The 26974-nt window shown below is 72.8% G+C and carries 15 protein-coding genes and 3 pseudogenes; 10 read left to right on the forward strand and 8 right to left on the reverse strand.

The window, feature by feature from the left end; all coding sequences use genetic code 11:
- Nucleotides 1–128: 128 nt before the first annotated feature.
- Together ACXN5W_RS23990 and ACXN5W_RS23995 are read right to left on the reverse strand one after the other, a co-directional pair.
- A complete protein-coding gene (locus ACXN5W_RS23990) occupies nt 129–806 on the reverse strand; it encodes a potassium channel family protein (protein ID WP_473160644.1) in 678 nt (225 codons plus the stop codon).
- Nucleotides 803–1468, reverse strand: coding sequence for a potassium channel family protein (locus tag ACXN5W_RS23995; protein WP_473160617.1), 666 nt, complete (start codon nt 1466–1468; stop codon nt 803–805). The genes ACXN5W_RS23990 and ACXN5W_RS23995 overlap by 4 nt, the downstream gene beginning before the upstream one ends.
- Before the next feature lie 213 nt (nt 1469–1681).
- Here ACXN5W_RS23995 and ACXN5W_RS24000 point away from each other — a divergent pair.
- The 4 genes and pseudogenes from ACXN5W_RS24000 to dxs all read left to right on the forward strand — a co-directional run.
- A pseudogene (locus tag ACXN5W_RS24000) lies at nt 1682–3763 on the forward strand (APC family permease); the annotation flags it as partial.
- Between the two features lie 134 nt (nt 3764–3897).
- The gene (locus ACXN5W_RS24005) at nt 3898–5112 is read left to right on the forward strand and encodes a class I SAM-dependent RNA methyltransferase (protein ID WP_473160618.1); all 1215 of its coding nucleotides are present in this window, start codon (nt 3898–3900) and stop codon (nt 5110–5112) included.
- Nucleotides 5113–5114: 2 nt separating this feature from the next.
- Nucleotides 5115–6446: an anhydro-N-acetylmuramic acid kinase gene (locus ACXN5W_RS24010; RefSeq protein WP_473160619.1), complete on the forward strand. Its 1332-nt coding sequence runs from the start codon at nt 5115–5117 to the stop codon at nt 6444–6446.
- Between the two features lie 446 nt (nt 6447–6892).
- Nucleotides 6893–8887 (forward strand): 1-deoxy-D-xylulose-5-phosphate synthase, encoded by a 1995-nt coding sequence (gene dxs / locus ACXN5W_RS24015; RefSeq protein ID WP_473160620.1) that lies wholly within the window; start codon nt 6893–6895, stop codon nt 8885–8887.
- A 150-nt stretch (nt 8888–9037) separates the two neighbouring features.
- Here dxs and ACXN5W_RS24020 read toward each other — a convergent pair whose 3' ends face one another.
- A complete protein-coding gene (locus ACXN5W_RS24020) occupies nt 9038–10222 on the reverse strand; it encodes a hypothetical protein (RefSeq protein ID WP_473160621.1) in 1185 nt (394 codons plus the stop codon).
- Nucleotides 10223–10537: 315 nt separating this feature from the next.
- Between ACXN5W_RS24020 and ACXN5W_RS24025 the strand changes: the two genes are divergently transcribed.
- Entirely contained in the window at nt 10538–12475 is a 1938-nt protein-coding gene (locus tag ACXN5W_RS24025) for a DUF6311 domain-containing protein (RefSeq protein ID WP_473160645.1), read from the forward strand.
- A 230-nt stretch (nt 12476–12705) separates the two neighbouring features.
- On the forward strand, nt 12706–14520 hold the full coding sequence (locus ACXN5W_RS24030) for a hypothetical protein (RefSeq protein ID WP_473160622.1): 1815 nt from the start codon (nt 12706–12708) through the stop codon (nt 14518–14520).
- Nucleotides 14521–14667: 147 nt separating this feature from the next.
- On the opposite strand, the gene ACXN5W_RS24035 is transcribed toward ACXN5W_RS24030, so the two are convergent.
- Nucleotides 14668–16575: a hypothetical protein gene (locus tag ACXN5W_RS24035; protein ID WP_473160623.1), complete on the reverse strand. Its 1908-nt coding sequence runs from the start codon at nt 16573–16575 to the stop codon at nt 14668–14670.
- 199 nt (nt 16576–16774) lie between these two features.
- Here ACXN5W_RS24035 and ACXN5W_RS24040 point away from each other — a divergent pair.
- The 3 genes and pseudogenes from ACXN5W_RS24040 to ACXN5W_RS24050 all read left to right on the forward strand — a co-directional run.
- A pseudogene (locus ACXN5W_RS24040) lies at nt 16775–17434 on the forward strand (response regulator transcription factor); the annotation flags it as partial.
- An 83-nt stretch (nt 17435–17517) separates the two neighbouring features.
- A pseudogene (locus ACXN5W_RS24045) lies at nt 17518–18675 on the forward strand (sensor histidine kinase); the annotation flags it as partial.
- A 278-nt stretch (nt 18676–18953) separates the two neighbouring features.
- Nucleotides 18954–19352 carry a VOC family protein gene (locus ACXN5W_RS24050; protein WP_473160624.1) on the forward strand — a complete coding sequence of 133 codons (399 nt, stop codon included), beginning with the start codon at nt 18954–18956 and terminating at the stop codon, nt 19350–19352.
- A gap of 182 nt (nt 19353–19534) precedes the next feature.
- On the opposite strand, the gene ACXN5W_RS24055 is transcribed toward ACXN5W_RS24050, so the two are convergent.
- From ACXN5W_RS24055 to ACXN5W_RS24065, 3 genes are all read right to left on the reverse strand, one after another.
- Nucleotides 19535–20557 (reverse strand): hypothetical protein, encoded by a 1023-nt coding sequence (locus ACXN5W_RS24055; protein WP_473160625.1) that lies wholly within the window; start codon nt 20555–20557, stop codon nt 19535–19537.
- A 193-nt stretch (nt 20558–20750) separates the two neighbouring features.
- The gene (locus ACXN5W_RS24060; protein WP_473160626.1) at nt 20751–22820 is read right to left on the reverse strand and encodes a 3-hydroxyacyl-CoA dehydrogenase NAD-binding domain-containing protein; all 2070 of its coding nucleotides are present in this window, start codon (nt 22818–22820) and stop codon (nt 20751–20753) included.
- Nucleotides 22817–24013 carry a thiolase family protein gene (locus ACXN5W_RS24065; RefSeq protein ID WP_473160627.1) on the reverse strand — a complete coding sequence of 399 codons (1197 nt, stop codon included), beginning with the start codon at nt 24011–24013 and terminating at the stop codon, nt 22817–22819. The genes ACXN5W_RS24060 and ACXN5W_RS24065 overlap by 4 nt, the downstream gene beginning before the upstream one ends.
- Before the next feature lie 216 nt (nt 24014–24229).
- Here ACXN5W_RS24065 and ACXN5W_RS24070 point away from each other — a divergent pair, with 216 nt between their 5' ends.
- Nucleotides 24230–25420, forward strand: coding sequence for an NAD-dependent epimerase/dehydratase family protein (locus ACXN5W_RS24070; RefSeq protein WP_473160628.1), 1191 nt, complete (start codon nt 24230–24232; stop codon nt 25418–25420).
- 106 nt (nt 25421–25526) lie between these two features.
- Here ACXN5W_RS24070 and ACXN5W_RS24075 read toward each other — a convergent pair whose 3' ends face one another.
- Nucleotides 25527–26873, reverse strand: a complete 1347-nt coding sequence (locus ACXN5W_RS24075; RefSeq protein WP_473160629.1) for a ribonuclease D — start codon at nt 26871–26873, stop codon at nt 25527–25529.
- Between the last annotated feature and the right edge of the window lie 101 nt (nt 26874–26974).

Genomic DNA, 26974 nt, shown 5'->3' on the forward strand with positions numbered 1-26974 from the left:
TTGCCTCGCTTCGCGCGTATTGTCTCGCTTCCCGCCCCCCCCCCCCCCCCCCCCCCCCCTCCCCCCCTCCCCCCCCCCCCCCCCCCCCCCCCCCCCCCCCCCCCCCCGGCGCCCCGGCGACCGAGCCCTCAGCGCTCGGTGGAGGTGCCGAGGATGACCCCCCGGACCTCGTCCTCGACTTCCGACGTGCAGACGAAGACCAGCTCGTCGCCCGCCTCCAGCGGGTCGTCCGGAGACGGCGCCAGGACCCGTTTGCCGCGCAGGATCGCCACCAGGGCGGAGTCGCGGGGCAGCGGCACGGACCGCACCGGGTGCCCGACGTAGGGTGCGGCCGGTGGCAGGGTGATCTCGACGAGGTTGGCCTGGCCCTGCCGGAACGTCATCAGCCGGACCAGGTCGCCCACCGTGACCGCCTCCTCGACCAGGGCGGCCATCACCCGCGGCTTGCTGACCGCGACGTCCACCCCCCACTGGTCGGTGAACAGCCACTCGTTCTCGGCGCGGTTGACCCGGGCGACGACCCGGCCCACCGCGAACTCGGTCTTGGCCAGCAGCGAGACCACCAGGTTGACCTTGTCGTCACCGGTGGCGGCCACCACCACGTCGCAGCCGGCGACGTCAGCCTCCTCCAGGCTGGTCAGCTCGCACGCGTCGGCGAGCACCCAGTCGGCGTTCGGCACCCGCTCGGGGCGCAGCATCTTGGGCTGCCGTTCGATGAGCATCACCTGGTGGCCGTTCTCGATCAGTTCCTGGGCGATCGAGCGGCCCACGTTGCCCGCGCCGGCGATGGCGATCCGCATGGTCAGTGTCCCCCTTCGGGAGAGGTACCGGCCGCCGCGGTCACCGCCGGAGCGATGTCGTCGGTGACCAGCATGAACAACTGGTCACCCTCCTGGATCACGGCGGACGAGTTGGGCAGCGTACCGATGCCGAACCGGATCACGTACGCCGTTCGTGCCCCGGTGGTCTCCTCCAGCACGCGCAGCGGCCGGCCCACCCAGTCCTTGTGCAGGGTCACTTCGATGATCGACACGGTGCTGGTCGGATCGCGGAAGATCTCCACGTCCCCCTCGGGCACCAGGTGCCGCACCATCCGGTCGGCGGTCCACCGCACGGTCGCCACGGTGGGGATGCCCAGCCGCTCGTAGACCTGGGCGCGGCGCTGGTCGTAGATCCGGGCGGCGACCCGGGACACCCCGAAGGTCTCGCGGGCCAGCCGGGCCGAGATGATGTTGGAGTTGTCGCCGCTGGACACCGCGGCGAAGGCGTCGGCCCGCTCGATGCCGGCCTGGCGCAGCACGTCCCGGTCGAAACCCATGCCGGTGACCGTGATGCCGCCGAAGTCCGGTCCCAGCCGGCGGAACGCGTCGGAGTCCTGGTCGATGACGGCCAGCGAGTGGCCCCGGGCCTCCAGACTGTGCGCCAGGGTGGAACCCACCCGACCACATCCCATGATCACGACATGCACGGCGATTCCTCCCGAGGCCACCACGGCCCACCCGTGCCGGGTGGCGCACCGATCAGCGTGCCACCTCGGACACGCGCTCGCGCGACGGACCGTACCGCGTCAGCAGGTCGTCGCGATGTCCGGGAGGGGCGGACCGTACCGTGTCCCCGCCCACACCGATCGATCCGACTCCCTGGCGGCGGCTGATCTGACCTCGCCGTACCCTTAGCGCTTGTGGCCAGTCCCACCTCTCTGCTGAAGCGGCTGCTCGTCGGCCGCCCGTTCCGGTCCGACCGGCTCCAGCACACGTTGCTGAGCAAGCGGATCGCGCTACCGGTGTTCGCCTCGGACGCGTTGTCCAGCGTCGCCTACGCCCCGGACGAGATCCTGCTGACGCTCTCCATCGCGGGGGTCTCGGCGTTCGCCTTCTCCCCCTGGGTGGCGCTGGCGGTCGTGGTGGTGATGCTCACTGTGGTCGCCAGCTACCGGCAGAACGTCCACGCCTACCCGTCCGGTGGTGGCGACTACGAGGTGGCCACCGTCAACCTCGGTTCCCGGTTCGGGGTCGGGGTGGCGAGCGCGCTGCTTGTCGACTACATCCTCACGGTGGCGGTGTCGACCTCGTCGGGGGTGGCCAACCTGGGTTCGGTGCTGCCCTGGGTGGCCGGCCACAAGGTGGGGGTCGCGGTCGCCGCGGTTGCCCTGCTCACCGCCGCCAACCTGCGTGGGCTGCGCGAGTCGGGCACGGCCTTCGCCATCCCCACGTACGGCTTCATGATCGTGATCCTGGGCATGATCGTGACCGGGCTGGTCCGGATCTTCATCCTCGGCCACGACCTGCGGGCGCCCAGTGCCGGGCTGGAGATCCGGGCCGAGCACAGCGTCACCGGGTTCGCCCTGGTGTTCCTGCTGCTGCGGACGTTCTCCTCCGGCTGCGCCGCGCTGACCGGTGTCGAGGCCATCTCCAACGGCGTACCGGCGTTCAAGCCGCCGAAGAGCCGCAACGCCGCCACCACCCTGCTGCTGCTCGGTCTGGTCGCGATCAGCATGCTGGTCGGGATCGTCTGGCTGGCCCGGCTGACCGGCCTGCAGTTCGTGGAGAGCGCCGACCAGATCGTCGGGGGTCCCGCCGGGTACGTCCAGAAGACCGTCACCACGCAGCTCGGCGAGACGGTCTTCGGCTCCGGCTCGGTCCTGCTGTACGTGGTGGCCGGGATGACCGCGCTGATCCTGTTCCTGGCCGCCAACACCGCCTTCAACGGCTTCCCGGTGCTCGGCTCGATCCTCGCCCAGGACCGCTACCTGCCCCGGCAGTTGCACACCCGGGGCGACCGGCTGGCCTTCTCCAACGGCATCATCCTGCTGGCGCTGTTCGCCGTGGTCCTCATCGTGGCCTTCCAGGCCGAGGTGACCCGGCTCATCCAGCTCTACATCGTCGGCGTCTTCGTCTCGTTCACGCTCTCCCAGGGCGGCATGATCCGGCACTGGAACCGGCTGCTGGCCCGGGAGCGGGATCCGCAGGTCCGCCGCCGGATGATCCGGTCCCGGGCGATCAACACCTTCGGCATGGTGCTCACCGGCATCGTGCTGGTGATCGTGCTGATCACCAAGTTCCTGCTGGGGGCGTACATCGCGATCGTGGCGATGGCCGTCGCCTTCCTGCTGATGCTGGCCATCCGCCGGCACTACGACACGGTGGCCCGGGAACTGACCCCGGCCGACGAGGGGCGACCGGTGCTGCCGGCCCGCAACCACGCGATCGTCCTGGTCAGCAAGGTTCATCAACCGACGCTGCGGGCCCTGGCGTACGCCACCGCCACCCGGCCGGACACGCTCACCGGGGTCACCGTGAACGTGGACGAGAAGGACACCCGGGCCATCCAGGCGGAGTGGGAGCGGCGGGGCATCTCCGTGCCGCTCACCGTGGTCGACTCGCCGTACCGGGAGATCACCCGACCGATCCTGGACTTCGTGGCCTCGACCCGCCGGGAGTCGCCCCGGGACGTGGTCACGGTCTTCATCCCGGAGTACGTCGTGGGCCACTGGTGGGAGAACCTGCTGCACAACCAGAGCGCGTTGCGGTTGAAGACCCGCCTGCTGTTCGAACCGGGCGTGATGGTCACCAGCGTTCCGTGGCAGTTGGAGTCGAGCGCCGCGCGCAACCTGGACCGGTTGGACGCCACCCTCACCCGGGGTCCCGCCCGCGGTCCCCGGGGCGCGGTCCTGGGCGGGCTGCTGGCCCCGGCGCCCTCCGCTCCGGCCACCGACGCCGAGCCGGCCGACCCGGGCGCGTCCGGGTCCGACCCCGCCGGTCGCCCCACCGGCCCGGCGACGTCGGGCCCCGATCCGGCCGGCCGCGGGTCCGCCGGCCGTGGGTCCGCCGGTCGGGCGACACCGGACGGTGACGCCGCCTCGCCCGGCGGGACCGATCGGTCGGCCGGGGGCGCCCGATGACACTCCAGGAAGCGGAACGGGTCGAGCTGACCATCGGCGCGCCCGCGCACGGCGGGCACTGCGTCGCCCGGCACGAGGGGCAGGTGGTGTTCGTCCGCCACGCCCTGCCCGGGGAGCGGGTGGTCGCCGAGGTCACCGAGACACACCGCGGGTTCGCCCGGGCGGACGCCGTGGAGATCCTGGAACCGGCGGCCGACCGGGTGGAGCCACCCTGCCCGTACGCCCGGCCGGGGCGGTGCGGCGGATGCGACCTGCAACACGCGACGCCCGAGGCGCAGCGGGCCTGGAAGTCCGCCGTACTCCGCGAGCAGTTGGACCGGCTCGGTGGTCTCGACCCGGCGGAGTTGGCGGCGCTCGACCTGACGGTGCGGGCCGTGCCGGGCGGTCCGCTGGGCTGGCGGTCCCGGATGCGGTACACGGTGGACGCCGCCGACCGGGCCGGGCTGCGCAAACACCGCTCGCACGAGGTCGTACCGGTCGACCGCTGCCTGATCGCCCACCCGGCCATCCAGGACCTGCCGGTGCTGACCCCGAGTGGCCGGCGGTGGCCCGACGCCGACGAGGTGGCCACGATCGCCTCCACCGGCGGCGACGTGGTGGTCCGGGCGCTCACCCGGGACGGTGTCACGACGGTGGACGGTCCGGAGACGGTCACCGAGGTGGCCGCCGGGCGGGACTGGCGGCTGCCCACCGACGCCTTCTGGCAGGTACACCCGGCCGCCGCCGACACGCTCGCGGGCGCGGTGCTCGACCTGCTGCGGCCGGTGGCCGGCGAGACGGCCTGGGACCTGTACGGCGGTGCCGGGCTGTTCGCCGGCGCGCTCGCCGGTCCACTCGGTCCGGACGGCCGGGTGACCCTGGTCGAGGCGGACCCGGTGGCCGTGGCCGCGGCCCGGACCAACCTGGCCGACCTGTCCCGGTTCGAGGTGGTGCAGGCATCCGTGGAACGGGCCCTGGGTCGCCGCCGGCTCACCGGGCCGGTGGACCTGGTGGTCCTCGACCCGCCCCGGGCCGGGGCCGGACGAGCGGTCACCGAGGAACTGACCCGGTCCGGTGCGCGGGCGGTCGCATACGTCGCCTGCGACCCGGCCGCCTTCGCCCGGGACGTCCGCACCTTCCGCGCGGCGGGCTGGCGGCTGGCCGACCTGCGGGCGTACGACCTGTTCCCGATGACCCAGCATGTCGAGTGCGTGGGCCTGCTCGTTCCCTGACCATGCGGATCGTCTCGCTGATGTCCGGCACGTCGTACGACGGGATCGACGTGGCGGTGGCCGACTTCGTCCCGACCGGCGACACCCTCTGGCTGCGTCCGGTCGGCGTGCGGAGCCTGCCGTACGACGACGAACTGCGCGACGCGATCGCCGCCGTGCTCCCGCCCGCGGCAACCACCATCGAGGCGGTCTGCCGGCTGGACACCGGGCTCGGGCAGGCGTTCGCCGCGGCGGCGGCCGTCGGGGTGGAACTGGCCGGGGGCCGGGCCGACCTGGTCGTCTCGCCCGGGCAGACGGTCTTCCACTGGGTGACGGACGGGCGGGCGCGCGGCACCCTGCAACTCGGCGACCCGAGTTGGATCGCCCGGCGTACCGGCCTGCCGGTACTGTCCGGCCTGCGTGGTCCGGACATCGCGGCCGGTGGTCAGGGCGCGCCGCTGGTGCCGGCCTTCGACGCGCTGCTGCTCGCCCCCGACGCGCCGCCGGCCGGTCCGGGTCGGCCCCGGGCGGCGCTGAACCTCGGCGGTATCGCCAACCTCACCGTGGTGGATCCGCCGGCGCCGGTGCTCGGGTACGACATCGGGCCGGCCAACGCGCTGATCGACGCCGCCACCCGCCGCTTCCACGGGCTGCCCTACGACCGGGACGGTTCCCTGGCCGGAGCCGGTCGGGTCCACCCGGGACTGTTGACGCTGCTGCTGGCGGAGCCGTACTACGCGGCGCCGGCGCCGAAATCGACAGGCAAGGAACTCTTCTCGGCCGCGTACCTCGACGACCGGCTGGCCGCGCTCGGCGAACCGGTCGGTGGGACGGACGTGATCGCCACGGTGACCGAACTCACCGCGCGGATCGTCGCGGCGGCCTGTGACCGGCACGGCGTGACCGAGGTGTTCGGCGCGGGTGGCGGAATGCGCAACCCGGTGCTGACCGGCCGGTTGGCGGCGCTCGGCGCGGGCCGGTGGCGGCTGGGCCGCAGCGAGGAGCTGGGCGTCCCGGCGCAGGCCCGGGAGGCGTACGCGTTCGGCCTGCTGGGCTGGCTGTCCTGGCACGGCCTGCCCGGCGCCCTGCCCTCGGTGACCGGCGCGCGGTCCGCCGCCGTGCTGGGCAGCTGGACGCCCGGAACGGCCGCCCCGGCCCGGTCCGCACCCGGTCTGCCGCCCGGGACCGGCGCCCCGGTGCCGGGACCTGTTTCGCCGCCCAGGACCGGCGGCCCGGTGTCGGCACCCGTTTCGCCGCCCGGGACCGGCGGCCCGGTGCCGGCGCCGCGCCGGCTCCGGATCGCCACGACCGGCTCCCGAGATCTTGGATTTCTGCTGCCCCGCCGGGGGCAGTGAACATCCAAGATCTCGCGAAATCTTGCGGTTCGGGCCGGGAGATCGCGGTCAGCGTCGGTGGCGGAGCCTGATCCAGGCGACGATCAGGAGGATCGCGGGCAGCAGCGGCAGCCCGACCAGGGCCACCACGAGCAGGGCGAGCACCTGGCCGGCCGCGTACCGCCCGGTGGGCCGCGGCCGACGAACCGGTTCGGTGGGCGGTGGCCGCCGGGTCGATCCGGCCGGCCGTGCTGGGCGGGCGGGTTCGGTGGGTCGTGCCGGCTGGGTCGACCCGGCAGGCCGCGGTGGGCGGCCCGATTCGGTGGGTCGCGGGCGCTCGTGGATTGGCATGCAGACCTCGCCGCCGAGGGGTGTCCTGGCCGCCATGGTAGGCGTCCGGAGCCAGCCGGGGGTGCGATCTCCAGCCCAAGCTGCGGGTCGCGACATGGCCGATAGACTTTCCGGTCATGAGTGATGTAGAGGATTCGGCAACCGGCGCCAAGCTGCTCGGCGCCATCCGGGGACCCCGGGACGTCAAGCGGATGTCTGCCGAGCAGTTGGAGGTCCTCGCCGCCGAGATCCGGGACTTCCTCGTGGCCAAGGTGTCCCGCACGGGCGGCCACCTGGGCCCCAACCTGGGTGTGGTGGAGCTGACCCTCGCGCTGCACCGGGTCTTCGACTCGCCCAGGGACCGCTTCCTGTTCGACACCGGACACCAGGCGTACGTACACAAGATGGTGACCGGTCGGCAGGAGGGGTTCGACAAGCTCCGCCAGCGCGGCGGCCTGTCGGGGTATCCCAGCCAGGCCGAGAGTGAGCACGATCTGGTCGAGAACTGCCACGCCTCGACCGCGCTCTCCTACGCCGACGGCCTGGCCAAGGCGTACGCGCTGCGCGGCGAGCAGCGCAGCGTGGTGGCCGTGGTGGGTGACGGCGCGCTCACCGGCGGGATGTGCTGGGAGGCGCTGAACAACATCGCCACCGCCGGTAACCCGCTGGTCATCGTGGTCAACGACAACGGCCGGTCGTACGCGCCGACCATCGGCGGCCTGGCCGACCACCTCTCCTCGCTGCGCCTCAACCCCGGATACGAGAAGGTCCTCGACGCGGTGAAGGACGCCCTCGGCTCGACCCCGCTGGTGGGTCGCCCGATGTACGAGGTGCTGCACGCGGTCAAGAAGGGCATCAAGGACGCGGTCGCCCCGCAGGCGATGTTCGAGGACCTCGGCATCAAGTACGTCGGCCCGGTCGACGGGCACGACGTCCCCGCGCTCGAGTCGGCGCTGCGGGCCGCCAAGCACTTCGGTGGGCCGGTGATCGTGCACGCGGTCACCCGCAAGGGGTACGGCTACCGCCCGGCCGAGGAGGACGAGGCGGACTGCCTGCACAGCCCCGGCGCGTTCGACGTGGAGACCGGCAGGCTGCTGGCGGCGAAGTCGGTGAAGTGGACCCACGTCTTCCGGGACGAGCTGATCGCCATCGCCGACGAACGGCCCGACGTGGTGGCCATCACCGCCGCGATGGGCGAGCCGACCGGTGTCGCGGCGCTGGCCCGCAAGCACCCCGACCGGGTGTACGACGTGGGCATCGCCGAGCAGCACGCGGTGACCTCGGCCGCCGGCCTGGCGCTGGGCGGTCTGCACCCGGTGGTGGCCCTCTACGCGACCTTCCTGAACCGCGCCTTCGACCAGGTACTGATGGACGTGGCGCTGCACAACCTGCCGGTGACCTTCGTGCTGGACCGGGCCGGGGTGACCGGTCCGGACGGGCCCAGCCACTACGGCATCTGGGACATGTCCCTCCTCGGCGTCGTACCCGGACTGCGGGTGGCCGCTCCCCGGGACGCCGCGACGCTGCGTGAGGAACTGCGCGAGGCGGTGGCCGTGGACGACGGGCCGACCGTGTTGCGGTTCCCGACCGGTTCGGTCGCCGCCGATCTGCCCGCGGTACGTCGGATCGGCACCGCCGACCCGACCGGACCGGGCGGCACCGTGGACGTGCTGGCCGAGTCGGAGCGCACCGACGTGCTGCTGGTCGCGGTCGGTGCCTTCGGCCAGCTCGGCGTGGAGGTCGCCAACCGGGTCGCCGAGCAGGGCTACGGGGTGACGGTGGTCGACCCGCGCTGGGTGCGCCCGGTGCCCGCCGAACTGGTGGCCCTGGCCGCGCGGCACCGGTTGGTGGTGACCGTCGAGGACGGTGTCCGCGACGGTGGGGTCGGTGACGCGCTGGCCAAGGCGCTGCGCGACGCCGACGTACGGACCCCGCTGCGTGATCTCGGTGTGCCGGTGGCCTGGCACGAGTTCGGCACCCGCGCCCAGATCCTGACCGACCTGCGGCTGACCGCCCAGGACGTGGCCCGGGACATCACCGGCTGGGTGTCGCGGCTGGAGGAGCCACTCGAACCGGTGCGGCTGCCCAGCGAGGGCCGCCGGACCGCGAAGGGCCGGGCCGGACAGAACTGAGGCGCCGGCGTCCGCCCGCGCCCGTCGGGTGCGGGCGGGCCGGCGCGGGGCTTTTCAGGACGGGCCGGGGCCTCGTGGGGCGGTCGGGCCGTGGGCCCTGTGGGCGAGGCCGCCGCCGCTGCGGCGTCCGCCCTGCCTGTGGGCTCCGCCCTACTCGTGGACCGAGCGGTAGTACGTCTTGTCCGGGGTGGCCAGGCTGAACGTCGGATTTCCGGCCGGCTTCGCCACGATCACCAGGCCGGGCCGGTCGACCAGCCGGGGCAGTTCGATGGGCACCGAGAGCGAGTTGTCCGGTGCGGCCCGCCAGACCAGCACCACGTAGCCGGTGCCACCGACGGTGATCTCGTAGGTCTGCAGCGGGTTGAACCGGTCGGCGGGGGAGGCGACCGGCGCGCCGGACCGAGGGCGCAGGACCACCCCGGTCATCACGCCCGAATCGGTGCGCCAGCTCAACTGGTCCAGTTCGGCGGCCGGGGCGGGGCCTAGCGTCACGTCGCCGAGGGATCGGGTGGCGATCCGGTCTATCGGCCAGGACGCCGGAGCCGAGGTGGGCGCCTCCTGGCCGGCGATCCGCCGCTCGATGCTGCCGAACGGGCCGTCCCCGGTGCCGAGTGCGCAGGTGTCGAGGCCCTTCAGCGCGGTCCGGGCCGTGTTGGCGTCGTCGCCGACCAGCGGGTATTTCGGCGCGGACGTACCGGTGCCGAGATCGACCAGGCGGTCCGCCGGCTTCCCCTGGGGCAGCGAGTCGGTGGCCCGCAGCGCCGCCGACAGCCCGACCGGCGCGCAGGCCGGCACGTCCACCGGCCCGGTCAGGCCGTCGGCGACCGGCACCGGACGGCCGGACGGGCCGGTCAGCCGCTCGACCCGGGCCGAGGTGAGGTAGTGCCGGCCGCCGGGCAGCGGCACCGGCAGCACGTCGGAGTAGACCAGATAGCCGGGGTCGGGATACTCCACCGCCCGGTCGACGGTGAAGGCGTCACCACCGGGGGCGGTGAGCTGGAGCAGCCAGGAGGCGCCGTTGCCCGGCACGGTGGCGGCGACCAGGGCCAGCCGGATCCGGTCGGTCTCGCCCAGCCACAGGATCCCGGACGCCGGTGGGTAGGCCCGGTCACCGGCGGGGGAGCGCCAGTCCCGCACCGCGCGGCTGACCGCAGTGACGACCCGGGAGTCGCCCGTCAGACCACCACGGGCCGGCCACACCGGCAGGTCACCGTCCAGCGTGTCGAAACCCGCGCGCAGCACCATCGACGGCTGCGCCGGCGCGTCGCACCCCCCGGCCAGGAGCGCCAGCGCGAGCGCCGCCGCCGGCACGGCACGCCGCCCGACCTTCCCCACCCGCGGCCCCCGATCATCGACTCGCCAGAAGCCACATCGTACGCAATTCCCGACCGGCCCCCGTCGTCACCTCGCTAAGCTCGGTCCATGGTGGGTACCCGTCTTGCCGGCGGTCCCGGTGTCCGATCCGCCCGTGCCGTTCCGCACCGTGGTGCCGGATCTGTCCCGGTGTTCCGGTAGACTCCGCCGACTGTGACTCCAGCCGAGCCCCGCCTCGAAACCCCGCCGGACCCGGAGGAGACCGGGCCGGCGAGGCACGCGACGCGCCGCGCGGCCAACAACGGCGCGGCCAGCAACGGCGCGGTCCGACGGCGCGTGGACGATGGCGGTGACGCCGACGTACCCGCCGGGACCAACCCGGCCGAGGCGCCCGCTCAAACCGAGGTGTCCGCTGGAACAGAGGCGTCCGCTCGAACCGAGACGTCCGCTCAAACCGGTGTGGACGAGACCGGCGTGATCGACGGGACCGATCCGGCCGGTTCGCCCGGGGACCGGCCCGCGCCCCGATCGCGACGCTGGCCGAGCTGGCGGCGGGACCTCGCCGTGTTCGGCCTGTTCGTGCTGGTCGGGATCTGGGTCACCGGGGAGATCTGGCTGAACCCGGCCCGCCGGGTCGCGCCGCTGTACAGCAGCGACCCGGCGCAGGTGCAGTTCTTCCTCGCCCACTCGGTGCGGGTGGTGCTGCACGGTGACTTCCCGTTCTACACCGACCGGCTGAACTACCCCGACGGGGTCAACCTGATGGCGAACACCGCCATCCTCGGGCTCGGTATCCCGATGGTCCCGGTGACGCTGCTGTTCGGGCCGGCGGTGTCGTTCGTGGTGCTGGTGACGCTGGGCCTGGCCGGCACCGGCTACGCCTGGTACTACATCCTGTCCCGGCACGTCGTACGGGCGTCCCTGGCCGCCGTGGTGGGCGGCTGGTTCCTCGGCTTCTCCCCGGCGATGCTCTCGCACGCCAACTGGCACCCGAACATCATCAGCCAGTTCCTGCTGCCGTTCATCGTGTGGCGGGTGATCACGCTGACCCGGTCCCGCCGGCCGGTCCGGGACGGTCTCGTGCTCGCGGTGCTGGTGTCGTACCAGGCCTTCATCAACGAGGAAATCCTGCTGTTCACCGCGCTGGCCTGCCTGGTCTTCCTGCTGGCGATGCTGGTGCAGGAACCGGGCCGGTGGCGGGCCGCCTGGCGTCCGTTGGTCGTCGGGCTGGCGGTCTGTGGTGCGCTGAGCGCGGCCCTGCTGGCGTACCCGCTGCACATCCAGTTCGTGGGTCCGCAGGCGTACCACGGGCTCAGCGACACGGTGCAGAACTACGGCAACGACCTCGCGGCCTTCGTCAACCCCGGGTCGGCCACCCTCGGCGGCAACGAGCGGGGCAACGCCAACCTCGCCCCGAACTACTCGGAGGAGAACGCCTTCTTCGGCTGGGGCCTGATGCTGGTCGCCGTGGCCATCGTGATCTGGCTGCGCCGCGAGAAGATCGTGCGGGCCCTGGCCGCCACCGGTCTGATCTTCGCCGTGCTCTCACTCGGCGAGACCGTGTCGTACTGGCACAGGGGTTCGGTGTGGGGCCCCTGGGCCCTGCTGGTCCGGGCGCCGCTGCTGGACGCGGTGGTGCCGACCCGGTTCGGTCTGATCACGACCGTCGCCATCGGCGTACTGCTGGCGCTCGCGGTAGAGCGGGCCTGGACCCTGCCGGTCCCGGACCGTCGCCCGGTCCGTGCCGTGACCGCCACCGCGCTGGCCATCGCGCTGCTGCCCATCCTGCCGATCCCGCTGGTCGAGACCGCCCGGCCGGCGGTGCCGCGGTTCATCACCAGCGGTCAGTGGAAGCCGTACGTCGCGGGGAACCAGACCCTGGTGCCGATCCCGGTGACGGCCATGGGCCACACCAACGGGATGCGCTGGGCCGCGACCGCGAACCTGGGTTTCAAGATCCCGGGTGGGTACTTCCTGGCCCCCCGAAACGGCAACACCGGTGACCCGGGCCGGTTCGGCGGCCGGCCCAGCGGGATCGGTGAGATGCTCGACGACGTGGCCAGCACCGGTCGCAGCCTCCAGCCAGGCGAGGAGCAACGCCGGCGGGCGCTGGACGAGCTGCGCTACTGGCGGGCGGCGATCCTGGTGCTGCCGGTCGCCGAACACAACGCGGAGGCGCTGCGGGCGACGGTCGAGCAGCTCGTCGGCCCGGCCCGCCGACAGTCGGACGTGTGGGTGTGGGACGTGCGGACGCTGACCGCCCGAGGGGCCTGATGCCGGCGCCCGCCTCGGAGGGTTCTGTCGGAGCCGGTCCGGAGGGTTCCGCCGGGCCCGCCCTGGGGGGTTCCGCCGGGCCTGCCCTGGGGGGTTCCGCCGGGCCCGCCCTGGGGGGTTCCGCCGGGCCCGCCCACTCTGGGCGGTCAGGCTTGATCCCGTCGTGGGCGGGCCCGGCGGAACCCGGTGGACGGGGCGGCGCGCGTGGCCGACGGTGGTGGCCGCTCAGGGTGTGGCGGCGGGAGCTGCGGCGGCCTGGGATGTGGCGGCGGGGCGAGTGGTGGCGGCCCGGGGTGTGGCGGCGGGGCGAGTGGTGGCGGCGGCCGGCGGTCATCGACACGTACGTGGTTGCCGGCTATCTCGTGGCGGGATTCCTGGTGACCGTCCGGCTGTGGCGGCACCTCGACCGGATGCTGCTCGCCGACTACGACCAGATCCTGTTCGAGTGGATGCTGGCCCGCGCGGCGGAGGCGGTGCGGCACCTGGAGGACCCGTTCTACAGCACCGCTCTCAACGCCCCGGACGGGGTGAACCTGATGGCCAACACCTCGGTCCTCGGACTGGGCATCCCGTTGAGCCCGGTCACCTGGGAGTTCGGGCCGACCGTCACCCTGCGCCTGGCCATCCTGGGTTGCCTGGCCGGCACGGCCACCGCCTGGTACCTGCTGCTGTCCCGCCGGTTCGTCGAGTCCCGGGGGGCGGCGGCGGTGGGCGGCCTGTTCTGTGGGTTCGCTCCCGGGATGATCTCGCAGGCGACCTGCCACCTGCACATGATCTCCCAGTTCCTGGTGCCGGCGATCATCGTGCTGGTCTTCCCGGTGACGCCGGGTCGGACCGTCCGGCGTGGCCTGCTGCTCGGGCTGCTGGTGGCGTACCAGGTCTTCCTCGGCGAGGAGGTGCTGGTTCTCCTGGCGCTCGCCCTCGGTGTGTTCGCCCTGAGCCACCTTGCCGCTGATCCGGGCTCGCTGCGCCGGCTCGGCTCGCTGGCCGGCTCGCTGGTCGGCCGGCTCGCGGTGGCCACGCCGGTCGCGGCGGTGCTGCTGGCGTATCCGCTGTGGTTCCAGTTCCGTGGACCCGGTCACTACCGGGGGATGCCGTTCGACGTGCAGTCGTTCGTCCTCGACCTGAACTCGTACACGGCGATGTCCCGCCAGTCGCTCACCGGCAGTGAGACACTGCCTGGCCTGCTGTCGCCGAACATGTCCGAGGAGAGTTCGTTCTTCGGCCTCAGCCTGGTGGTCCTGGTCGCGGTCGTGGCGGTGTGGCTGTGGCGACGACCGCTGGTCCGATCTCTCACCGTCACCGCCCTGGTGTTCGCCGCGCTCTCCCTGGGCGCCGAGATCCGGGTGAAGTACCAGCACACGGGGGTTCCCGGCCCGTACCGGCTGGTGTCCCGGCTGCCCCTGGTCGACCTCGTCGTCCCGGCCCGGTTCGCGCTGATCTGCGTACCGATCGTGGCCATCCTGCTGGCCATCTCGCTGGATCGGGTGTCCCGGCTGCCCCGCCCGGCCGGGCTGCCGGTCCGGCTGCTCTGGTCGGGTGCCGTACTGGCCGTCCTGCTGCCGGTGGCACCGCTGCCGCTGCGGACCAAGCCGGCCTGGCCGGTGCCCGAGTTCGTGGCCAGCGGGCAGTGGCGCGAGTTCGTACCGGCGGGTCGCACCCTGGTGGCCGTCCCGCCGATCCGGGGCAGCGAGTCGACGAACGGGATGTACTGGTCGGCCCGCACCGGGCTGGCCTTCACCACGCCCGGCGGCTACTTCATCGGCCCGGAGAGCCCGACCGACCGCCAGGCCCGCTGGGGGGCGCCGGAACTGCCCACCGCGACGCTGCTGGACCGGGCCGCCGCGACCGGCCAGGCGCAGCCGGTCGGCGCCGAGCAGCGGACCCAGGCGGTTGCCGACCTGCGGCACTGGCGGGCCGCCGTGGTCGTGCAGGGTGGCCTGACCTACGGCAACGCCGTCAAGGCGACCCTCGACCAACTGCTCGGCCCGGGGCGGTCCATCTCCGGTGCCTGGGTCTGGGACGTCCGCCCGCTGACCGACTGACCGTACGTACCGGGGGCCTCGCGCGTTGGTCTACCGGTGGATCGGCTTCGGGGCTGTCCGTTGCCCATTACCCTCAGCGACGCACTCGCCCAGCCGAGCTAACAGTGGGTGACCGTGACCGGCCCGAAGGTCATCGACGAGACGGGCTCAGGGCACCAGCGGGCGGACGTCCCAGAGCCAGACGTCGTCCACCTGACGACCCGGTCCGAGCAGTTCGGTGGCCAGCGCCAGCAGCGCGTCGTGCCGTGGATGCGAGCCGAGCACCACGACCGAGGCGTGCCAGTAGCGCAGGTCCGTCAGCGCCTGCTGGCGCTGCTCCGGTCCCACCACGGGGACCGGCGCGCCGTCGGCGACCGAGTAGAACAACGCCGTGGTGGGCCGGGGCGCCACCCCGAAGATGCCCTCGTCGTTCGGTCCGGGCCCGATGAAGTACCCGCCGGGTACCGGGAACGCCTGCTCGGTGAGGGCGCTCCAGCGCAGCGTCGACAGGCCCTGCACGTTGTTCGGCAGCGGCAGCGGCACCAGGGTCCGGCCCGGCGGGACGTACGGACGCCAGCCGCCCGCGGTGATGAAGTGCGGTGGCGCTTCCACGGGCATCGCCGGCAGCGGTCGCGGGATGATCGGCAGCAGGGCCAGGGCGATCACCGCGTACCCCACCGGCCGCAGCCAGCCGGGCCGGCCGCCGCCCGTGACGCCCGGTTCCGCGCCGTTCGCCGGTTCCGCGTCGTCCCTCGGTTCCGCGTTGTCCGCCGGCCCGGAGTCGGCGGGCGCCGGTGCCTGCCGGGCCTGCGCGAGGGCGTCCCAGGCCAGCGCGAGCAGCACGCCGACCGCGGCCACCAGGATCAGGCTCAACCGGGTCGGCATCATCATCTCGACCAGCGGCAGGTCGTCGGAGATGTAGTGCCACAGCCCGGGTATCCCGGTGCCCCCGGCGTTCACCCGGATCTCCGGACCGAGGGAGGCCACCCCGAACACCACGATCAGCACGGTGGACACCCGGGCGGCGACCGAGCGCCGCCACAGCAGCACGATGGTGACCAGGGCCAGCAGCACCAGCGGCCAGCCCAGCCAGGTGTTCTGCTCGGTGACCCCGATGGTCTTCTCCACCGCGGGGCTGCCGGCCAGGGTGTCCCGGGAGTACGTGACGAAGGCGGCCAGGTCCTCGCCCCAACTGTGGAAGACCCCGCCCTGCAGCCCTCGGTAGGACTGCGGCCCGGCGAACTGGAACCAGATCGGGTAGGCCGCCAGCAGCAGGGTGAGCCCACCGCCCAGGCCGATAGCCAGGGCGAAGGGAACCACCCGGGCCCGCGCCTGCGCCGGGCGCAGCACCGCGTAGGCGGCGACCGCCACCACGCAGCCCAGCGAGGTGAGCAGCAGCATCTCCTCGTTGATGAAGATCTGGTACGTCACCAGCAGCCCGAGAACCAGCCCGTCGCGGCGCCACGGCCGGCCCGGGGCGCCGAGCCGGAAAACCTGCCCCACGATCAGCGGCAGCAGGTAGTTCGACGCGAAGTTGGGCTGTCCGTTCGCGTGGTGGATCACCCCGGGCGCGAAGCCCAGGAACGCGCCGCCGACGAACGCCGCGGCGCGTGAGCGGACCAGATCCCGGTGCAGCACCCAGTAGGCGGTGGCCGCCGTTGCGGCCAGGGCCAGACCCAGATACAGCGCGTACGACACCTGCGGACCGAAGATCATGGTTATCGGCGACATGGGCAGCGTGACACCCAGCAGCGAGGTGTTGGCCATCATGTTGACGCCGTCCGGCGCGTTCTGCCGGGCGGAGAACAGCGGGTTGCTCAGGTGGCGTACCGAGTAGGCGCCGTGCGCGAACAGCCACTCGAACCAGCTGTGGTCGGTGGGCAGGTGGGAGGAGATCCGGTGCTGCACGTCGGCCCAGTAGCCGGCGCAGACGAAGACGCCCAGCGCCGCGTACACCGCGAAGGCCAGCAGATCGGCGCGGGCGGGCAACCGGCGTCGCCGCGCGGGCCCGTCACCGCCGTCCTCGGCGGGTCCGGAGCCGGCGTCGGACGGGTTGGCTACGACCGGGACAGGCACGACGCGACATCGTACAGGCGGTACCGGACCGACCCGGCTCCCCTGCAAGGAAGGGCACCCTGTTATCGCTTTTTGTATAGGAAGGGCCCCTTCCTGACGCCCGTCGGTCGGCCGGCGGTTCTGCCGCTGGTCGTGGCGGTGGTTTGGCGCTCCCGGCTAGGTTGACAGCGGCGGATTCGGCGCAGGCAGGGAGGCCGCGGTGCGGGTACTGGTGGTCGAGGACGAGCGGGCCCTGGCGGACGCGATCGCCCGGGGCCTACGCCGGCGGGGGATGGCGGTGGACGTCGCGTACGACGGTGACGAGGGCCACGAGATGGCCTTCGTCACCCGGTACGACGTGGTGGTGCTGGACCGGGACCTGCCCGGCCGGCACGGCGACGAGATCTGTGCCGATCTGGTCGGTTCGGGCGCGCTGACCCGGGTGCTGATGCTGACCGCCAGCGGCACGGTGGCCGATCGGGTCGAAGGGCTGCAACTCGGCGCGGACGACTACCTGCCGAAGCCGTTCGCCTTCGACGAACTGGTCGCCCGGGTGCAGGCGCTGGGTCGCCGGGCGACGCCGGCCGCCCCACCGGTGCTCGCGGTGGCGGACCTGGTGGTCGACCCCGCCAAGCGCCTGGCGACCCGGGCCGGGATTCCGGTCGAACTCACCCGCAAGGAGTTCGGCGTGCTGGAGGAACTCCTCAAGGCCCGGGGCGGGGTGGTCTCGACCGAGGAGCTGCTGGAGCGGGTCTGGGACGCCAACGCCGACCCGTTCACCACCACCGTCCGGGTGACGGTGATGACCCTTCGCAAGAAGCTCGGTGACCCGCCGCTGATCGACACCGTGGTCGGCGCCGGCTACCGGGTGCCCGAGGCCGTCGTGACGCCCGGCCCGCCGCCCGCCGCCCCCGTGCCGAATGGGGCGGGATCCGCCGGGTCCGGGCTGAAGGGGGGCCCGGCATGACCGTGTACCCGTCCATCCGCCGGCCCCGGTTACGTCCAACGCTCCGGCTCCGGCTCACCCTGCTCAACGGCGTACTGCTGGTCGGGGTCGGGGTGATCCTGCTGGTGCTGGCCTGGGTGTTGCTGTCCGACGCGCTGCGGCCGGCGGACCTGTTGCGGCCCGGCACGACCGTGGTGCTACGGGACGGCCGGGAGTTGAACGCGGCCCAGTGGCAGCGGTTGGCCACCGCCGCGGCGAGCCGGGAACTGCTCGCCAAGGGGCTGGTGGCACTGCTGGCGGTGAGCGTGGTCGGGGTGGCCGGGGCGTACGCGGTGGCCGGCCGCACGCTGCGGCCGTTGCGCCAGGTCACCCTCACCGCCCGGCGGCTCGGCGAGGCGACGCTCGACCAGCGGATCCGGTACTCGGGCGCGGACGACGAGGTGGCCGAGCTGGCGGCCACCTTCGACGCGATGCTGGACCGGATCGCCGGAGCGTTCGAGGCGCAGAAGCGGTTCGTGGCCAACGCCTCGCACGAACTGCGTACGCCGCTGGCGGTGATGCGTACCGAGATCGACGTGACGATGGCCGACGACGAGGCGGACGTGGCCGAGTACCGCCGGATGGCGACGGTGGTGCGGGACGCCTCCGAACGGGCCAACGGCCTGGTCGACGCGCTGCTCGTGCTGGCCCGCAGCGAGGCCCAGGCCGGCCGGCGGCTGGGCCGGAAGGTGCCGACGGACCTGGCCGCCGGCGCCGGGGCCGCGCTGTCGGCGATGCGCCGGGAGACCGAACGGCTCTCGCTGGACGTGCGGGCCTCGCTGGCGCCGGCCCTCGTGGTCGGTGACCCGGGGCTGCTGGAACGGCTGGCCGGCAACCTCGTCGAGAACGCGGTCCGGTACAACCACGGGCACGGGCGGCTGTGGATCCGGACCGGCTCCGACGCCGAGCGGGCCTGGCTGGTTGTCGGGAACACCGGGTTCGAGGTGGACCAGTCGGACGTTCCCGGGCTCTTCGAACCGTTCCGCCGGGGTGGCCGGGAACGGACCGGCGCCCGAGGGTCGGGGCTGGGTCTGTCGATCGTGCGGGCCGTCTGCGAGGCCCACGGTGGCACGGTGAACGCCACGGCGCACTCCGGGGGCGGCCTGGAGGTCACGGTGACGCTGCCGGCCGCCGACGCCACCCCGGTCGCCAGCGGGTCGGCCGTGGTCGGGTCCGGCCCGGTGGCGGCGACCTCGGCGGCACCGGGTACGACGGGCGTGGCCGGCGAGGCGTCCGGCTGACCGCTGAAATACCGGTTGCCGGGACGGCGGACGCGTGCGAGGCTCACGCTTCGTCAGCCCGAGCGTCGGGAGGGAGGTGCGGTCATGTCCAGTTCGACATCCACCGCGCCCCGCCACGACCGCTGACCCACGATTCGCGGGGCGCCTCCGACTCCACAGTGGAGGAAATTGTCATGACCTCGCGCATCGAGAACGTCGTCATCGACTGCGCCGACACGTACGCCCTGGCCGGGTTCTGGGCGCAGGTGCTCGGCTATCCCCGGCACCCGGACGACTTCCCGGGTGACCCGGAGGCGATGCTCGTTCCGCCGGACGGCGTCGGTCCGGTCGTCTTCTTTCAGGCGGTGCCGGAACGCAAGACGGTGAAGAACCGGCTGCACTTCTGCCTCCAGCCCATGGACCGGAACCGGGACGGTGAGGTTGAGCGGCTGCTCGGCCTCGGCGCCAGCCTGGTCGAGGACCGACGCCGGTCGAACGGTACGGGCTGGACCGTGCTCGCCGACCCCGAAGGCAACGAGTTCTGCGTGCTGCGCAGCGCCACCGAGCGGGGTGCCCCGGCCGCGAACGGCTGACCGGGCAACCCGGTTGACCGGGCAACGCGAAGGGGTGCCGGGCTCGTGCCCGGCACCCCTTTCCCGTGGTACGCGTCATTCCCTGGTACGCGCCGTCCGGGAACTCGTCCTGAACCGGTAGCCGACCGGCGCGCGCACCGGACAGCCCGGCGGTTCCGTCGTGCGGACCGCCGGGCCGAGACTCAGGAGCGCTGCTCGATCTGGCCGCGCATGTCGACGAACTCCGCCTCCACGTCCTTGGCCTTCTTGAAGTACATCCCGATCAGCCCGATGCTGCCCGCGTCAGCCCACACGCACACCCCGATCGCCACACCGGAGGCGTCGGCGTCGCCGCACTTCACCACGCCACCGAGCGGACCCGGGTCGATGGTGTGCACATCGTTGATCTTCGGCCCGGCGCCGCCGAACTCCCGGATCGCGTCATCGACCTGCTTGGTCTGATCGGTCACCCGGCCGGAGGCCGCGGTCACCATCACCAGGTTCCGCTTGGCGATGCTGCCGTAGAACTGGCCGACCGTGCTGGTGGCGTCCGGCACGTCGTCCTTCATCCCGGACTTCATCTGGTCGCCCAGCTCCTGCACCCGGGGCTCGGTGGACTTGGCCCGCCCGCCGAGCTGGTCCGGTGCCACCACCCGGGTGTTGACGGCGGTCACCACGTCGCCGACGTCGTCCTTGACGGCGAAGTAGACCGCCGTGCCGGCACCGCCACAAAGGACCACCAGCACCACGAGCACGATCAGGACGATCTTGCCGGCCTTGGACTTCTTCGGGGCAGCGGCACCCGGCATCTCGCCGTACGGCTGGCCGGGCTGGCCGCCGTACGGCTGGCCGGGCTGGCCGCCGTAGGGCTGCTGACCGGCACCGTACGGGTCGCCAGGCTGACCGCCGTACTGCGGCTGGTCGGGTTGACCGCCGTACTGCGGCTGGTCGGGTTGACCGCCGTACTGCGGCTGGCTGGGCTGGCTTCCGTAGGGATTGCCGGGCTGACCGCCGTACTGTGGCTGGCTGGACTGGCCGCCGTAGGGCTGCTGGCCGGGCTGGCCACCGTACTGTGGCTGGTTGCCGTAGGGCTGCTGAGGCTGGCCGCCGTACTGCTGACCGGACTGGCCACCGCCGTACGACTGACCCTGATACGGCGCTCCGGAGGTGTGGGACGGCCCGCCGTCGGGATTACCCGATGTGGGATGGACGGGCGGCTGAGACATGATGACTACTCTCCACGATGGGTGATTGACCGAGCGATCATAGTGAGCAGGCACAAGGCGCGTGGTCCCGCTGCGGCCTGTTGGTTTCGGTGTGGCAAGGATCTCCCAGCCGCCGGCTCCCGAACCGCTCCAGGATGTTAGGAAGGGCCCCTTCCTATACAAAAAGCGATAAGAAGGGGCCCTTCCTTTCAGGTCAGTCGCGGAGGCTGGCCGCCCCGAGGGGTAGGAAGCGGGTGCCGGTGACCCGCTCGGACGTACCGGTGCGGTCCAGGTACGGGGTGACGCCGCCGAGGTGGAACGGCCATCCGGCGCCGAGGATCAGGCACAGGTCGATGTCCTGCGGCTCGGCCACCACGCCCTCGTCGAGCATCAGCCGGACCTCCTGGGCGAGCGCGTCGAGGGCCCGTTGGCGGACCTGCTCGGCGGTCAGCGGCTGGTCACCGACCTCCAGCAGCGCGGCCACCTCGGGGTTGATCTCGTCGTCCACCACGATCGGCCTGCCCGACTCGGCGATCCGGCGCAGGTTGTCGCTGACCGCGAACCGGTCCGGGAACGCCGCGTGCAGCGTGCCACCGACGTGGTGCGCCACCGCCGGCCCGACGAGCTGGAGCAGCGCCAGCGGGCGCATCGGCAGGCCCAGCGGGTCCAGCGCGCCGTTCGCCACCTCCAGTGGGGTGCCCGCGTCCACCGCCGCGAAGATCTCGCCGAGGAACCGGGTGAGCAGCCGGTTCACCACGAACGCCGGCGCGTCCTTCACCAGCACGCTGGACTTCTTGAGCTGCCTGCCGACCGCGAACGCGGTGGCCAACGTGGCGTCGTCGGTCCGCTCGCCACGCACGATCTCCAGCAGTGGCAGCACGGCGACCGGGTTGAAGAAGTGGAAACCGACCACCCGCTCCGGGTGCTCCAGATCGGCCGCCATCTCGGTGATCGACAGCGACGAGGTGTTGGTGGCCAGCACCGCCTCGGGAGAGACGATCTTCTCCAGTTCCGCCCAGACCTGCTTCTTGACGCCGAGGTCCTCGAAGACGGCCTCGATGACGAAATCAGCGTCCCCGAAAACCGACTTGTCGACCGAGCCGGAGACCAGGCCGTACAGCTTGGCGGCCGTACCCTTGTCCATCCGGCCCTTGCTGACGGCCTTCTCGATCTCGGTGTGTACGTACCCGACGCCCTTGTCCACCCGGGCCTGGTCCAGGTCGGTCAGCACCACCGGCACCTGGAGCCGTCGGGCGAACAGCAGGGCGAGCTGGCTGGCCATCAGGCCGGCGCCCACGATGCCGACCTTGGTGACCTCCCGGGCCAGGCCCTTGTCCGGGGCACCGGCCGGGCGCTTGGCCCGCCGCTGCACCACGTCGAACGCGTACAGGCCGCTGCGCAGTTCCTCGCTGAACACCAGGTCGGCCAGGGCCTCGTCCTCGGCGGCGGTGCCGGCCGCGAAGTCGGCGTCCTTGGCCGTCTCCAGCAGGTCCAGCGCCCGGTACGCGGCCGGGACGGCGCCGTGCAGCCGCTGGTCGAGGGTCTGCCGGGCGAAGTAGAGCACCCCGGCCCACATGTCCCGGTCGACCTCGGGCCGGGTCACCGTGACCTCGCCCCGGACGACTCCGGCGGCCCACTCCAGGGAGCGCTCCAGGAAGTCCGCGGGTTCCAACAGCACGTCCGCGATGCCCATCTCGGCGGCCTGCTTCGGCTTGAGCATCCGGTTCTGCATCAGCGGGTTCTGGATGACCACCTGGGTGGCGGCCGGGATGCCGATCAGGTTGGGCAGCAGTTGCGTACCGCCCCAGCCGGGGACCAGGCCGAGCGACACCTCGGGCAGCGCCAGTGCCGCCGCCCCACCGGAGAGCGTCCGGTAGTGGCAGTGCAGCGCCAGCTCAAGGCCGCCGCCCATGGCCGCGCCGTTGACGAACGCGAAGGTGGGCACCGCGCTGTCCCGCAACCGGGCGAAGACCCGGTGGCCGAGCTGCCCGACCGCCAGCGCCGCCGCCCGGTCGGGCAGCAGCGGCAGGCCGGTGATGTCGGCGCCGACGCAGAAGATGTAGGGCTTACCGGTGACCGCGACGAACGCCGGGTCCGCCGCGAGCGCCTCGGTGATCGCCTCGTCCAGGCTGGCCAGGCCGGCCGGGCCGAAGGTGTTCGGCTTCGTGTGGTCCAGCCCGTTGTCCAGGGTGATCAGTGCGGCCGGCCGGTCCAGCCCCGGTACGTCCACCCGGCGCAGCAGCGCCCTGGTGACCACCTCGTTGGGGTTCTGCGGAGTCGTCACTTGTCGGCACCTTCCCAGTTCGGGTTCTCCCAGATGACCGTGCCGCCCATGCCGATGCCGATGCACATGGCGGTGAACCCGTACCGGACCTCGGGGTGCTCGGCGAACTGCCGGGCCAGCTGGGTCATCAACCGGATCCCGGAGGAGGCCAGCGGGTGGCCCACGGCGATCGCGCCGCCCCACGGGTTGACCCGGGGGTCGTCGTCGGCGATGCCGAAGTGGTCGAGGAAGGCCAGCACCTGCACGGCGAACGCCTCGTTCAACTCGAACAGGCCGATGTCGTCGATGGTCAGGCCGGCGATCCGCAGTGCCTTCTCGGTGGAGGGGATCGGGCCGACGCCCATCACCTCCGGTTCGACCCCGACGTAGCCGTACGAGACGAGCCGCATGGCGACCGGTAGGCCCAGCTCGCGGGCGGTCTCCTCGGCGGCCAGCAGGCCCGCGGTGGCGCCGTCGTTGAGTCCGGCGGCGTTGCCCGCGGTCACCCGGCCGTGCGGGCGGAACGGGGTCTTGAGGGTGGCGAGCTTCTCCAGCGACGTGTCCCGGGGGGCCTCGTCCACGGTCGCGAGGCCCCAGCCGGTCTCCGGGTCCCGGACCGCGACCGGCACCAGGTCGTCCTGGAGCTTGCCGTTGGCGTACGCCTTGGCGGTCTTCTGCTGGCTGGCCAGCGCGAACGCGTCGGAGCGCTGCCGGGTGACGTGCGGGACCCGGTCGTGCAGGTTCTCCGCGGTGGCGCCCATGACCAGCGCGGACGGGTCGACAAGCTTCTCGGCCAGGATGCGCGGGTTCGGGTCGACGCCCTCGCCCATCGGGTGCCGGCCCATGTGCTCGACGCCGCCGGCGATGGCGATGTCGTACGCGCCCATCGCGATGCCGCCGGCCACCGTGGTGACCGCGGTCATGGCGCCCGCGCACATCCGGTCGATCGCGAAGCCGGGAACCGTTTTGGGCAGCCCGGCCAGCAGCGCGGCGGTCCGGCCGATGGTGAGGCCCTGGTCGCCGATCTGCGTGGTGGCGGCGATGGCGACCTCCTCGACCCGCTCCGGCGGCAGCTGCGGGTTGCGCCGCAGCAGTTCGCGGATGCAGCGGATCACCAGGTCGTCGGCGCGGGTGTTGGCGTACATGCCACCCGCCTTGCCGAAGGGGGTGCGGACGCCGTCGACGAAGACGACATCCCGGACTTCACGGGGCACTTTTGAGCCTCCCTCTCGACCACGATCCGGCCGGCGCCCGATGGGCGGCGGCCGACCGGATGAGGATCGCCGGCACGGACAACACCTCGGATGCTACTCGTCGGTAACTAGTCGTGGTGGACGGTGTCTCTGTGGTCCAGGCCACAGACGATATGATTAGTCCCAATTGTGCCTATCGCCCCCTCCGACGGGCCAGTCGTCGAGTCGGGAGATGGTGTGAAGGTCCTGATCGCCGGGGGCGCCGGCTTCATCGGCAGCACCATCGCCTCCGCCTGCCTGGACGACGGCCTGGCCACGGTGATCCTGGACAACCTGAGCACCGGCCGGTCGGAGTTCGTCCGGAACCGGGTCTTCTACCACGGCGACATCGCGGACGGCCGGTTGCTGGACCGGATCTTCGCCGACCACGCCGACATCGCGGCCGTGGTCCACGCCGCCGCGCTCGTCGCCGTGCCCGAATCGGTGGAACAGCCGCTGCGGTACTACCGGGAGAACGTGGCCAAGTCGATCGACTTCCTCGGACACCTGTTACGCAACGGCTGCGAACGTCTGCTGTTCAGCTCGTCGGCGGCGATCTACGCGCCCGGTCCGGAGCTGACCGTCGACGAGGCGTCCCCGCTCGGCCCGGCCAGCCCGTACGCCCGGACCAAGGCCATGCTGGAGGCGATCATCGCGGACACCGCCGCGGCCACCCCGCTGCGGGCGCTGTCGCTGCGCTACTTCAACCCGATCGGCGCCGATCCGCGGTTACGTACCGGACTGGCCGCCCGTGAGCCCAGCCACGCGCTCGGCCGGCTGATCAGCGCCTGGTCCACCGGCGCCGAGTTCCTGATCACCGGGGTGGACTGGCCGACCCGGGACGGCACCGGGATCCGGGACTACATCCACGTGTGGGATCTGGCCCGCGCGCACGTCCGCGCCCTGCTGCGCTTCGACGAGCTGCTACCGGCCGCCGGTGGCGACGGCGCGGCCCTGTTGCGCCTCGACGACCTCCCACCGGCCGCAGCGACGGACGGCGTGGCCCTGTTGCGCCTCGACGGCCTCCCGCCGGCCGCAGGGACCGACGGCGTGGCCCTGCGAGGTGACGCCCGGCCGCCGGGCGCCACACTGGCGATCAACATCGGGACCGGCGCCGGCACCACGGTGCGCGAGCTGGTCGCCGCCTTCAACGCGGTGGTCGACCGACCCGCACGGGTACGAGAAACCGGCCGGCGCCCAGGTGACCAGGCCGGCTGCCACACCCGTACCGATCGAGCGGCCGTCCTGCTGGACTGGCGGCCCGAGTTGGGCCTGACCGATGGCATCCGGGACGCGCTGCGCTGGGCGGCGATCCGCGACGAGGTCCTCACCCACCCGGAAGGCGGGGTGCCGGTCCACGCCGAACGGGTCCAACCCGTTCGCCCCTGACCCGGCGCACATCCGAGACCGCGACATCCGACCGGGCGGGCCTGAGCGAGATCGCGACCGCGGACCGGACGGGTCCGAGCGATGTCGATCTCGCGGGTGCGACCGGTCAGGCCTGGTCGGCGGTGGCGTCGGTCGGCCGGTCCGGCACGGGCAGCGCCCCGGCCAGTCCGTCGGCGATCAGGCCCACCTGCCACTCCCGGGCGCCGAACCCGCGCAGCGTCTCGGCCACGCTGTCGGAGCCGCAGTCCTCGGGCGGGGTCCAGGCCAGCCGGCGGATCGAGTCGGGACTGATCAGGTTCTCCGGGGGGAGGTTGTGCTCGGCGGCGATCCTGGTCACCACCGCCCGACACCGGGCCAGCCGGGCGGCGGCCACCGGATCCCGTTCGGCCCAGCGGTGCGGCGGCGGCGGACCCTCCACGACCGGAGTCACCGGCAGCGCGTCATCGGGCAACTGCCGCGCCTCGGCCAGCGCCTCCAGCCAGACCCGGGCGAGCCGGCGTACCGAACGGCCGCCGAACCCGGGCAGCGTCAACAGGGTCCGCTCGTCCTGCGGATCCAACTCGGCCGCCGCGATGATGGCCGCGTCCGGCAGCACCCGGCCGGGCGCCGAGTCCCGGCGGACCGCGATGGCGTCCCGGGCGTACCACAGTGAGCGCACCCGGGACTGGGCCCGCGCACCGCGCACCCGGTGGATGCCGGACGTCCGGCGCCACGGGTCGGGGCGCTGGCGCGGCGGCCGGGCTCCGCTGGCGACGAGCGTCGCGAACTCCTCGGCCGCCCACTTCTCCTTGCCCTGCCGCTCCAGCTCGACGGCGAGCGCGTCGCGCAGTTCGACGAGCATCTCCACGTCGAGCGCGGCGTAGGTCAACCAGGACTCCGGCAGGGGCCGGGTGGACCAGTCGGCCGCCGAGTGGTGCTTCTCCAGGGTGTAACCGAGCAACTGCTCGGTGAGGGCGGCCAGGCCGACCCGCTCGAAGCCGGCGAGCCGGGCGGCCAGCTCGGTGTCGAACAGCCGCCGGGGCCGCAGCCCCAGCTCGGCCAGGCAGGCGAGGTCCTGGCTGGCGGCGTGCAGCACCCACTCGGCCGTCCCGATCACCGCGTCGAGGCTGCTCAGGTCGGCCAGCGGCAGCGGATCGATCAGCGCGGTGCCGGCACCGGCCCGGCGGAGCTGGACCAGATAGGCCCGCTGGCTGTAGCGGTAGCCGGAGGCGCGTTCGGCGTCGATCGCCACCGGTCCGGTGCCGGCGGCGAACCGGGCGACGACCTCGGCGAGGCCGTCGGGCGTGGCGATGGGCTGCGGGGTGCCCTCGCGAGGGATGAGTAGCGGCACGGGCCCAGCGGTCGCCGATTCGGGGCTCACCGTGGGTTCCGACGCGGGCGCCGGCGTGGGGTACGGCTCGTCCCCCGCTCGGCGTTGCGCGGCCCGACGGCGCAGGGGTGGTTCGTCGGTCACCTGACAACCCTAGTCGGCCCGGCGGCGAACGCTCACGCAGCCGTACCGGCGCGTCGCCGTACACCTGTCCGGTTGGCTCCCCGATCGACCCTCATGGCTTC

Source organism: Plantactinospora sp. A48 (genome assembly GCF_055793945.1).

Coding starts and splice junctions, on each gene's coding strand:
- ACXN5W_RS24005 (WP_473160618.1), top strand. CDS start 3,898: ATGACACTCCAGGAAGCGGAACGGGTCGAGCTGACCATCGGCGCGCCC.
- ACXN5W_RS24050 (WP_473160624.1), top strand. CDS start 18,954: ATGACCTCGCGCATCGAGAACGTCGTCATCGACTGCGCCGACACGTAC.
- ACXN5W_RS24010 (WP_473160619.1), top strand. CDS start 5,115: ATGCGGATCGTCTCGCTGATGTCCGGCACGTCGTACGACGGGATCGAC.
- ACXN5W_RS24055 (WP_473160625.1), bottom strand. CDS start 20,557: ATGTCTCAGCCGCCCGTCCATCCCACATCGGGTAATCCCGACGGCGGG.
- dxs (WP_473160620.1), top strand. CDS start 6,893: ATGAGTGATGTAGAGGATTCGGCAACCGGCGCCAAGCTGCTCGGCGCC.